The sequence below is a fragment of the Bartonella sp. AC10YNML genome (assembly GCF_042196825.1).
Taxonomy (GTDB): domain Bacteria; phylum Pseudomonadota; class Alphaproteobacteria; order Rhizobiales; family Rhizobiaceae; genus Bartonella.
Window position 1 is genome coordinate 1 of the sequence record NZ_JBHIRA010000026.1, and the last position, 9,470, is coordinate 9,470.

Consider the following 9,470-nt stretch of genomic DNA (forward strand, 5'->3'; position numbering starts at 1 on the left):
TCTAGCTATAAAGAACCAGAATAAGAATAATATATATAAAAAAAATAAAACTATCGTTTTATCAAAAAAAGAAATTGGTTCTGAAAGTTTAGAAATCACTGATTTGGTTCAAGAGCCAATCGAGGTTGCTGCTGTTGAGACCACATCAGAGCAAAACGAAACGATAGCAGATAACCAACCTCCCATTCACGAGCAAGAGAACGTTCCCAAAAAAGCAAAACGAGCGCAAGCTAATCGCGGTTGTCGATTGCCAGAGGATTTTGAACCGGATTACGATTTTGCAATCGAAGCGGGTTTGCCTCCAGAGCGCGTGAAAGTCGAAATCGCAAAATTTCGAGATTATTGGCGTTCAAAAGCCGGAGCAAATGCAACCAAAACCGATTGGCAAGCAACATGGCGTAACTGGGTACGCAAGGCAGTTGATGATTTAGAAAAAACGAAAAACACGAACAACAATGGTGGAAACAATGGAAACTTTTCAAAAGATCAAAGAACTCGTGGTAGTACCGGAGAGACAATCCGTAATCTTATCGGTGCAACACAGCTTAGTGACGCCTCTACAAGATACCGTGCAACAGATAGAGCAATGTGTAACTCTGGAGTTCCCATGGACCTTGAGAAATGGCATGGAATTGACAGCAACCCTAGAGAAACAAGCTTTAGAAGCTTATCAGACTGTTCAAAACTTACTTACCGTGAAAGCGTCTGTTGAAGACATAGCAGAGGCTCTTGATGTGCTTGAAGGTGGTTTGACAATGCAAAAAGTTTCGAATGTAGAAGCGCGTGCAAAGGCTTATATCGCAGCTCTTAACGGCATTTCACTCTGGTCTTTGTTGCAAGCTGTTAAAAATCTTATCCGTGGTGAAGCAAAAGGCATGTCCACAACATTTGTGCCTTCATGCGCTGATCTAGCGCAGTATTGTCGTGATTTAGAAAGCGGGCTTTATGGTGTTGCTGAGAGAGTTTTTACAGCAGTTGAAAATACGCGTAACCTAGCCTTAGGAGGCAAGCGCATTTCATTCATGAGAATAGGCAAGCCTAGTGAAGAGCAACATAACAGTAGCAATTCAAAAGCGGCTTAAAACAGCAAACTAGTGAAAAGTGCTGATGGTTTTGTGATTAGATATGCGTTTAAATCATCAAAAAGGTACCGTACAAAGCGATTTAAAGATTTTATGATGAAAACCATATTGAAATTAAAAAGCTTCTGTACGCTTAAATTTAAGGCAAACAAAACCATTGGTAAAATTATGGACTAAAAACATGAAAATATTAAAAGACCTGTTCTTAAAAAAGCGTAAACAACCAATGCAAAAAGAGTTTGTTGCAACAGCTGTTGGTTATGTTCCTTGGGGAGATGGAGCAGCAGAGTATTTTTACAACCTCTATGAATATGAAGACGGCACAAGAGAGTGTGAAAAGTTTGATGGCGGTCAGTATTACACCACACCAGAAAATGCGGATTTCAGTACCAAAGCGCAAGTAAAAGCATGGGTTTACGGTGGGAATATTCCGAAAAGCGTTCTCAATTACGAACCTCTTATAGACGAGATCAATAGAGAGATTAAAAAGTTATCGGAAGTTGCTTGACAATATGGCAACATTATGTCTATTGTCGAATCAGGTGCCTAGAAAACACCTTAAAACAACTAGCGGATTGGTTGCCGAAATAACTGATCTTCCGCAATTTAAAAGCTTTGACTCATTGTGTGCTACACGCATATAATAATTTTGTCGGGTGTGGTTATGCCATAAAATACCCTTTTTGGGAAAAGCATAACGACGGGCTAGTTGCCGTGTTTTCTAGCGCCCGGCATTCTCTTTGGATGTCAATAGAAAACCTTAACAACTAGGAGTTCATAATGAACACTCTAATTAAAATATCAGAACAAGCTGTTGGACAAGAAATTATCCAAACCGTTAATGCACGTGAATTACATGTGTTTTTGGAAGTAAAACGAGACTTTTCTAATTGGATTAAAGATCGTATTAACAAATACAGTTTTCTAAAAAATCAGGATTATATAGTTTTCGCCAATTTTGGCGAAAACTTCCAAGGTGGTCGTCCAAGTACAGAATATCACCTCACTCTAGACATGGCAAAAGAGCTTTCCATGGTTGAACGCAATGAGAAAGGCAGACAAGCTCGTCGTTACTTTATTGAGTGTGAGAAAAAGTTAAAAAGCCAATCTGTTGATTATGACCATGATACACGCTTTGATTTTCCAAAAGATTGGGATAAAATGTCTCCAACTAAAAAGGCTGTTTATATTTATGGTCCTCTCCACATGCATCTTGTTAAAGCCTTTACGTTGGTAGAAGAAAGCAAGCAGTATAAAACACTCATTGAAGAAGCAAAACAGGTTTTAGAAAAATCTGTTAAAGCTGCTTAGATTTAAAAACATAACTCCCCATCTTTAAAGGTGGGGAGGAAGTTAAGCCGCATCTTTGATTGTGATAACAACTTGCTTGCCAAGAACACTCAGTGCTTGCTCTAATGTTTGAAGCTTCGTTGGATAATTGGGATCAAGAATGCGTCTTGCTTCTGTTTCTTTTTTACCCAAACGATGTGCCAATTCTGTTTTTGTGATATTCGCTTCATTAAAGGCTTCTACCACTGCAAGTTTAAGAGCATTCCATGCATCTACCGTAACCTCTACAAGACCTTTATACTGTTGTCGCATTGGTAAAGGCAAACCACGCATAGGATAGCTCCGTAATGCTAACCCTAAAGCTTCAACAGCATTCTCTAATGCCTCTGCTCTATTTTCTCCAGCTGTTATTGCTTCTGGTACATCTGGAAAGGTTACAATAAAACCACCATCTGGATCAGATTCCAGTTTTGCTTGATACGTGTATTCCATATTTAGGTCTCCTCGCCATGATCGAAATGCTTTTGAAACGAAAAATTAAAGCCGTTGAGAGAGTAACTCATACCCCCAACTGCTTTTTTATTATTTTCACGTAAAGTGGGGTCAATTCACCAGATTTTATAACGGTTGTCTTGTCTCCAAAAGTTACCAAATAATGTGACCCTTTACCTGCATCAGGAGCTTCACTGTAATGAATGCCTCTTTTTCTGGCTTCTTTACGTAATTCTCTAAGCAGTGCTTCTCGTTTCATTTAGCCTCCCCTTTCTGCATAAAATGAATATCGCACAAAAAGGTTCGATGGTCAACAATAAATCGAACAAAAAAGTTTGATACAGACTCTTAAATGAAAGGATATTTATTAAAAAGTTAAAAGCAGTAATAAGAAAGCGGTGCCATTTGTGTGACATGTTTTTTTGATGAATAATTTGTCAAATAATATTATAATGTAATACTTAAAAAACTGTTATTAATAAACTGAAATAATTGCATAAATATGCAAATTATGCTAAGATTTTTTATGTATAAATTGCTAATCTAATGGGGCTACAAATATGCTAAATAAAGTGACGTTAATCGGGCGCCTTGGTGCTAATCCCGAAAGCAAAACAATGAATTCTGGAGCTGAAATAGTCAATTTTAGTATAGCAACTTCTGAAACCTATACAGATAAAAAGACCAATCAAAAAATAGAGAAGACAGAATGGCACTCCATTGTGGTTTTTAATCCACATTTAGCAAAAATTGCTCTTCAGTATCTCAGTAAAGGTTCAAAGGTTTACATAGAAGGCAAATTACAAACACGTAAATGGCAAGATAAAAATGGTCATGACCGTTACACAACAGAGATTGTCTTACCACAATTCAAAGGCGAGTTGTATTTGCTTGATGCCAAAAAAGAGCAATCGGCATTCCCTTCACCCATTACTTCTCAAAATTATGCTATCGCTTCAGGTGCTCAAGATTATAGAACAGCTCTTAACGATAGCATGCCATTCTGATTGAAAAAATATGGCTAAAAGAAAAAAACATGCAAAACGTGGACGTCCTCGTATTAATGGATGTCTCAGAGAACCCAATGGTCGTATCTCGCGAGCAAAAATACCGCGTGAACCGATTGATAAATTGGCAATTGAAATGCGTGCCAAGCGATTTGGTTTGACCATAGAAGATGCTAAAAATCCGCTTTCCGCTACCTATATCGGACGGCTTTATCTGCAAGGTGTGATTAATCAAGATCAGTATGATGCTGCACAAAAATATCTTGAAGTGAGAAATAATTACCTCTGTGCAAAAGCCTTACCAAATGCAATTTATGATGACTTTACTCCATCTTTAAATGAAGAGGCAAAAAAACAATGGATTGAAAAAACTACTCATTACTATGAAGCAATGAAAGAGGTGCTAAAAGAAGCACAATGCCTTTATAGACAGCATAATCTTTATGCCGCACTACAATACATTGTTGTAGAAGAGCAATCGTTACCATATCTTGTTAATTCACTGTGTGTCGTTCTTAATGCGCTTCATAAGCATTTTACACAAAACCGCTAAATTCAAGCAGCATTTTGAATATTAATAGAGATCTCTTTTCCAAGAGCAATGAGAGTAGATTCTAAGGCATCTAATTTGGTTGCGTGGTTTAAATCCAACAATCGGTCAATTTGTATTGGATGAAGTTTTAAAAGACGTACGAGATCAGCTTTGCGTAAGTTTTTTTCAATCATAGCGTTATGTATTGCAATTTTTAAAGTCACCAATGAAGATACTTCAACAAAAGGATAGGCAATATCACGATGTCCAAAGGGAATAAATTCACGATCTTGGAAACGCCCCATAATGACTGTTAAAAGTGCATTTTTAGCCTGTTCCAAAGCTTCTTTTTCATCGTTACCATAGGTAATAAATTCCTGAAAGTCTTTAGAGACGACTAGAAGAGTATCATTGTCATCTTTGATAAATTTGATTGCATATTTCATTTACACCTCCATATTCAGGCTTATTTTAGGTCAAGATCTTTAAGAATCTTCTGGACTAATCCTGTTCCTAATTCTTTTCGCGTACCATGCATAGGTAAAACGGACTTTTTAGAACCACGCTTTACAAGCAAATGCCCTCCCTTCCCTGAGGTAAAACTGCAACCATGCTTTGTAAGATATCTTTTCAATTCTTGACTATTCATTATAATAATATAACATCTAAAATGTTTCAATGCAACATAAATGTTGTATTGAAGGAAAATAAAGAACATCTTTTAAAACACCATATTTAGGTAAAAAAATAAAAAAAATACAAGATCATGATTTTTTTGTTGACATAGTGTAAAAAATCGTATTTAATGACAGCATGGCAGTAGTTGTATTGCGTCTAAAATTCAAAAATATCCCCAAAAATTCAGCAAAATGTTAACTTGAAGCGTGGCTAGAAAGCCCTGTTTTCTTGCTAATTCTGGCTAATTAATTTTTCACAAAATAAAAATCAATATTTGACTAATTATGTCATTAATTATGACTCAAAAGGAGCAATGATGAAAGCAATCATCACCAAGCCAATGTGTGTTGTTGGCGATAATAAAAGCACTGTTCGTTTTGAAACTTCAACTCCCAATAATCCATTTGTGGAGATTTCCAATCAAGTCTACGCACGTCTCAAGCGTGCAAATGCTGCTAAACCTTTTGTTGATGTTAAAACAAAAATAAAACCTGACAAGGTAGTTGAACAAATTAAGCAGATAGAACAAGAAGCCGTACAAACATCAACTGAATCAGCAGCTGAGGAAATTCCACTCGAACAACCCAAAACACCTAAAACTTCCAAGCCATCAACACCTACCCCAAAAAAGGCTTAAAAGTTGAAGTTAATCATCCACCAAAAATGGTATCTTCAACAGGCAAAAAATACCTTCACAAGCCTTCAAGCCCCTCGCCTTAATTGGGCTTTGCGTAATGCTCTAAACACTGCAGCAAAACAAGTTGAACGCTTTACTGAAAAGCAAGTTGCTGACATCTCATCAGCCCAAATAAAGGGTATAAGAAAAGGTGTTTATATTAAAGAAAAGGCGACAGCAAAGTTTCTTGAGACAGATATCATTGGTTCTGGAACACCAATACCTCTTAAATTTTTTAAAGCAAAAGAAACAAAACACGGCGTGGCTTACACACTATTTGGAAAGAAAGAAATCTTGCCTCATGGTTTTATTAAGGGTGGGAGTTTTCAAAAGCGCGTTGATTTGAAAATGGGAGGGAATGTGTTTCAAAGAGATGACGGAGATCAATTCCCCATTGCAAAACAAGAAGGACCTTCAATTGCTAAAGTGATGTCCAAGCCAGAGATTGCAAGTGCTATTGTAAAAGAAGCCAATGAAAGACTAATCAAAAACATACAGAGACAACTTAAACGTCAAGAATACGCCGCTAATAAGAAAGGATAGATCATGTTCTCACGCTTTATCTATATGTTACACACAGAAATCTTATTGCTTGACAAGATTCACAAAAAACATATATCGTTAAATCAGGTGCCTAGAAAACACCTTGATAGATAGCGGATAGATTGCCGGAACGATCTCTTCTCCGCACATTGAAGGCTTTGACTCATTCTATGCTCGTCGCATATAATGATCTCGTCGGGTGTAGTTATGCTATACAATACCCTTTTGGGAAAAGCATAACGACGGACTATCTACCGTGTTTTCTAGCACCCGGCATCCTTTGTTGGTTGTCAATACTTTTAGGATTTTTCAAAAAATAATTGACAGTTTCTGTGAACAGCTATAGTCTGATTGGCAGGCTTAAAACACCTCGTAACTAATCGGTTCAACAGTATCCCGAAAGATCTGTTGCCCATCATAAGAAATTTTGTCCAGGGTCTTCGTGTGTATGTCCAAGGATAACCTAAAGATACGAAGGACTGTATTAGTTCGGTTGTTTTAGCCCTGGATACTTTAACTTATAAAACAAAGGACTAATAAGATGAACACTCTAATTAAAATATCAGAACAAGCTGTTGGACAAGAAACTGTGCAAACTGTTAACGCACGTGAATTATATATGTTCTTAGAAGTTAACTCTAAATTTGCAGATTGGATTGTACGCCGTATTAAAGAATATGGATTTTTGGAAAATCAAGATTATGGTTTTACGTTTCTCAAAAATGAGAAACGTAAAAATGTTATAAGTAAAGAATATCATATCACACTAGACATGGCCAAAGAACTTTCCATGGTTGAACGCAATGAGAAAGGTAGACAGGCTCGTCGTTACTTTATTGAGTGCGAAAAAAAGTTAAAAAGTCAATCTGGTGATTATGATAATGATACACGCTTTGATTTGCCAAGTTACTGGGAGGGTATGAATGCTGGTGAAAAAGCTTTGTATCTTTTAGGTCCTATCCATGTGCGTCTTGTTGATGCTTTCAGAGTAGATGAAGAGAATAGAAAATATAAAGCTCTCATTAAAGAAGCTAAGCAGGTTTTAGCAAGGTCTGTTACGAAAGCTGCTTAAGTTTAAAATATGATCTCATCTTCTCCACTTTCAGAGTGGAGAGGATGTTAATTTAAAGAAAATTGCCAATTATGCCTCTCTTTTTCCATAAAAAAGTAAATAAAATCAATGCAAAAGGTACTTCCCAGCGGGTTGGCTTCATTGCGGGGCAGGCCAGCGCGAACTATCGCTAGCGACAGAATTTTTAAATTGACTGTACATTGTACACATAACACATTGATAAATAACGAATTTAATGTGTTAAGTATTTCCTTATCGTATTAAATCTTGTTTTTCAGTTGGTACCGTAAATCTCTCTTTATCCTAATACGCCGTAACCGCCTCCTTCTTAGGACAGAAAAGAAGGAAAGGAGCAACTATGAATAAGAAAACGCGTAAAGGTTTATCGCTTCGTGCGTTTGCCAAAAAGATGCGTGTTTCTCCTAATGCAGTGGTTTCTCGTCTTAAGACAGGGAAGTTTGATAAGGCTCTTTTTGAAGATGGTTCTGTTAATGAAGCGCTTGCCACAAGCATCTGGAATGAGAATCCAACAAAACGCCCTGCTCCATTTTTAGCACCGGATGGCCAACCGCGAACAAAGATCAAACAAGTCTCTACAGAGGGTGCCAATGAATACAAGATTAAACTGGAGCGAATGCAAGTTGCGCTAGCAAAAGAAAAGATTGCACTTGAACGATTGCGTGAAACAACTGTTGATCGTGAAGAAGTGAGAAAAGAAGCATGGAACTTTGGAAGAGCGCATCGAGATACAATGCTCAATTTTGCCTATCGCTTTGGTACTGAAATTGCGGCGCAAGTGGGATGTGATGCTGCGAGCCTTATTGGAGCTATCGATCATCATATGCGCAAAGCTTTAGTAGAAAATGTCGTCCCTGTTTCTTTTCACGATCCCAACATTTTAGAAGAGAATCCAGAACATGATAAGTGATGCTTCGCCCTCGTCCTCTGATGCTGGGCTCTTTTTTTGCTATGCGAATGAAGGACGCCGTCCTGACCCGCCTTATACTGTTTCCCAGTGGGCTGATAAAAATCGTTATTTGAGCACAGTTACGAGTGCTGAGCCTGGGTTATGGAGGACTATACGTACCCCCTATTTACGAGAGATCATGGATAATCTTTCTGTTTATGATCCGACTGAAACAACGGTTGTGATGAAGGGGGCTCAGATTGGAATGTCGGAAGCAGCGTTGAACTTTTGTGGTTATGCCATTCATCATAGTCCAGGACCTGCCCTTTATGTGATGCCGACCGTTGAGACCGCTAAGAAACTGTCAAAGTCTCGTCTTGATCCGATGATTTCAGCTAGCCCTGCTTTAAGTGAACGCATTGCTCCTGCTCGTGCAAGAGACAGTGGAAATACAATGTTTTCAAAGGAATTTTATGGGGGGACATTGATGATTACAGGAGCAAATAGTGCTGCTGGATTGCGTTCTTCTCCTATTCGCTATTTGGTTTTGGATGAAGTCGATGCTTACCCATTGAATGTCGATAATGAAGGCGATCCTGTAACAATTGCTGAAAAACGAACTTCTGCTTTTATTCAACGTAAAATTTTTAAATTGTCCACGCCGACACACCGTGACACAAGCCGTATCGCCAAGGATTTTATGCTTGGTGACCAGAGATATTACAATGTTCCTTGTGATGCGTGTGGTACGCTACAACCGATTTTTTGGTCACAAATCAAGTGGCAAAAAGGCGCCCCCGAAAAAGCTGTTTTTGTTTGTGCGCATTGTGGTCATGAACATGCCGAACATCGTAAGTCCACCTTAATGGCAGAAGAAAACGGTGCTTGCTGGATCGCAACACAGGAGTCAAGTAAGCCTCGTCTGCGTTCTTACCATATTTCAGCGCTTTATTCCCCATGGCTGACTTGGGGCGATTGTGCGCGCGAATTTTTAAGAGCCAAAGAAGACCCTGCTCTTTTGCAAGTTTTTATTAATACAGTACTTGGAGAGCCATGGGAGGATAGAACAGGCGAAGTTGTTGATCCAGACAGCCTTTATGCAAAACGCGAAGACTATCCCCTTGCACCAGAACAAGCCGTCGTGTTGACAGCAGGCATTGATGTGCAAAATGATCGTTTAGAGCTTGAAGT

14 protein-coding genes and 1 pseudogene are annotated in these 9,470 nt (G+C 38.3%); 11 read left to right on the top strand and 4 right to left on the bottom strand.

Annotation, left to right across the window (positions count from 1 at the left end):
- From ACFINA_RS08925 to ACFINA_RS08940, 4 genes and pseudogenes are all read left to right on the top strand, one after another.
- A pseudogene (locus tag ACFINA_RS08925) lies at nt 1-712 on the top strand (hypothetical protein); the annotation flags it as partial.
- Complete coding sequence (locus ACFINA_RS08930) at nt 696-1,082, top strand: hypothetical protein (RefSeq protein ID WP_375615449.1); 387 nt, start codon at nt 696-698, stop codon at nt 1,080-1,082. The pseudogene ACFINA_RS08925 and the gene ACFINA_RS08930, both read left to right, overlap by 17 nt.
- Nucleotides 1,083-1,263: 181 nt before the next feature.
- Nucleotides 1,264-1,590 carry a hypothetical protein gene (locus ACFINA_RS08935; protein ID WP_375615450.1) on the top strand — a complete coding sequence of 109 codons (327 nt, stop codon included), beginning with the start codon at nt 1,264-1,266 and terminating at the stop codon, nt 1,588-1,590.
- 272 nt (nt 1,591-1,862) lie between these two features.
- Complete coding sequence (locus ACFINA_RS08940) at nt 1,863-2,393, top strand: antA/AntB antirepressor family protein (protein WP_375615451.1); 531 nt, start codon at nt 1,863-1,865, stop codon at nt 2,391-2,393.
- Between the two features lie 42 nt (nt 2,394-2,435).
- Here the strand turns inward: ACFINA_RS08940 and ACFINA_RS08945 are convergent, their stop codons facing one another.
- Together ACFINA_RS08945 and ACFINA_RS08950 are read right to left on the bottom strand one after the other, a co-directional pair.
- Nucleotides 2,436-2,864, bottom strand: a complete 429-nt coding sequence (locus tag ACFINA_RS08945; protein WP_375607166.1) for a type II toxin-antitoxin system HicB family antitoxin — start codon at nt 2,862-2,864, stop codon at nt 2,436-2,438.
- Between the two features lie 67 nt (nt 2,865-2,931).
- Entirely contained in the window at nt 2,932-3,123 is a 192-nt protein-coding gene (locus ACFINA_RS08950) for a hypothetical protein (RefSeq protein WP_004859817.1), read from the bottom strand.
- 301 nt (nt 3,124-3,424) lie between these two features.
- On the opposite strand from ACFINA_RS08950, the gene ssb reads away from it, so the two are divergent.
- Both ssb and ACFINA_RS08960 read left to right on the top strand, forming a co-directional pair.
- Nucleotides 3,425-3,871 (top strand): single-stranded DNA-binding protein, encoded by a 447-nt coding sequence (gene ssb / locus ACFINA_RS08955; RefSeq protein WP_375615452.1) that lies wholly within the window; start codon nt 3,425-3,427, stop codon nt 3,869-3,871.
- Between the two features lie 10 nt (nt 3,872-3,881).
- The gene (locus ACFINA_RS08960) at nt 3,882-4,424 is read left to right on the top strand and encodes a hypothetical protein (protein ID WP_375607164.1); all 543 of its coding nucleotides are present in this window, start codon (nt 3,882-3,884) and stop codon (nt 4,422-4,424) included.
- 2 nt (nt 4,425-4,426) lie between these two features.
- On the opposite strand, the gene ACFINA_RS08965 is transcribed toward ACFINA_RS08960, so the two are convergent.
- Complete coding sequence (locus ACFINA_RS08965) at nt 4,427-4,849, bottom strand: type II toxin-antitoxin system HicB family antitoxin (protein ID WP_375607163.1); 423 nt, start codon at nt 4,847-4,849, stop codon at nt 4,427-4,429.
- Nucleotides 4,850-4,869: 20 nt separating this feature from the next.
- A complete protein-coding gene (locus ACFINA_RS08970) occupies nt 4,870-5,052 on the bottom strand; it encodes a type II toxin-antitoxin system HicA family toxin (RefSeq protein WP_019220217.1) in 183 nt (60 codons plus the stop codon).
- A gap of 345 nt (nt 5,053-5,397) precedes the next feature.
- Here ACFINA_RS08970 and ACFINA_RS08975 point away from each other — a divergent pair, with 345 nt between their 5' ends.
- From ACFINA_RS08975 to ACFINA_RS08995, 5 genes are all read left to right on the top strand, one after another.
- Nucleotides 5,398-5,718, top strand: coding sequence for a hypothetical protein (locus tag ACFINA_RS08975; RefSeq protein WP_375607176.1), 321 nt, complete (start codon nt 5,398-5,400; stop codon nt 5,716-5,718).
- Between the two features lie 3 nt (nt 5,719-5,721).
- Nucleotides 5,722-6,300 (top strand): hypothetical protein, encoded by a 579-nt coding sequence (locus tag ACFINA_RS08980; RefSeq protein ID WP_375615453.1) that lies wholly within the window; start codon nt 5,722-5,724, stop codon nt 6,298-6,300.
- 541 nt (nt 6,301-6,841) lie between these two features.
- On the top strand, nt 6,842-7,372 hold the full coding sequence (locus ACFINA_RS08985) for an antA/AntB antirepressor family protein (RefSeq protein ID WP_375614625.1): 531 nt from the start codon (nt 6,842-6,844) through the stop codon (nt 7,370-7,372).
- Nucleotides 7,373-7,730: 358 nt separating this feature from the next.
- On the top strand, nt 7,731-8,300 hold the full coding sequence (locus tag ACFINA_RS08990) for a hypothetical protein (RefSeq protein ID WP_375615454.1): 570 nt from the start codon (nt 7,731-7,733) through the stop codon (nt 8,298-8,300).
- A partial coding sequence (locus ACFINA_RS08995) for a phage terminase large subunit family protein (protein WP_375615455.1) occupies nt 8,290-9,470 on the top strand: 1,181 nt, incomplete at its 3' end. The genes ACFINA_RS08990 and ACFINA_RS08995, both read left to right, overlap by 11 nt.

Coding starts and splice junctions, on each gene's coding strand:
- ACFINA_RS08985 (WP_375614625.1), top strand. CDS start 6,842: ATGAACACTCTAATTAAAATATCAGAACAAGCTGTTGGACAAGAAACT.
- ACFINA_RS08970 (WP_019220217.1), bottom strand. CDS start 5,052: ATGAATAGTCAAGAATTGAAAAGATATCTTACAAAGCATGGTTGCAGT.
- ACFINA_RS08975 (WP_375607176.1), top strand. CDS start 5,398: ATGAAAGCAATCATCACCAAGCCAATGTGTGTTGTTGGCGATAATAAA.
- ACFINA_RS08935 (WP_375615450.1), top strand. CDS start 1,264: ATGAAAATATTAAAAGACCTGTTCTTAAAAAAGCGTAAACAACCAATG.
- ACFINA_RS08965 (WP_375607163.1), bottom strand. CDS start 4,849: ATGAAATATGCAATCAAATTTATCAAAGATGACAATGATACTCTTCTA.
- ACFINA_RS08950 (WP_004859817.1), bottom strand. CDS start 3,123: ATGAAACGAGAAGCACTGCTTAGAGAATTACGTAAAGAAGCCAGAAAA.
- ACFINA_RS08945 (WP_375607166.1), bottom strand. CDS start 2,864: ATGGAATACACGTATCAAGCAAAACTGGAATCTGATCCAGATGGTGGT.
- ACFINA_RS08960 (WP_375607164.1), top strand. CDS start 3,882: ATGGCTAAAAGAAAAAAACATGCAAAACGTGGACGTCCTCGTATTAAT.
- ACFINA_RS08940 (WP_375615451.1), top strand. CDS start 1,863: ATGAACACTCTAATTAAAATATCAGAACAAGCTGTTGGACAAGAAATT.
- ACFINA_RS08990 (WP_375615454.1), top strand. CDS start 7,731: ATGAATAAGAAAACGCGTAAAGGTTTATCGCTTCGTGCGTTTGCCAAA.
- ssb (WP_375615452.1), top strand. CDS start 3,425: ATGCTAAATAAAGTGACGTTAATCGGGCGCCTTGGTGCTAATCCCGAA.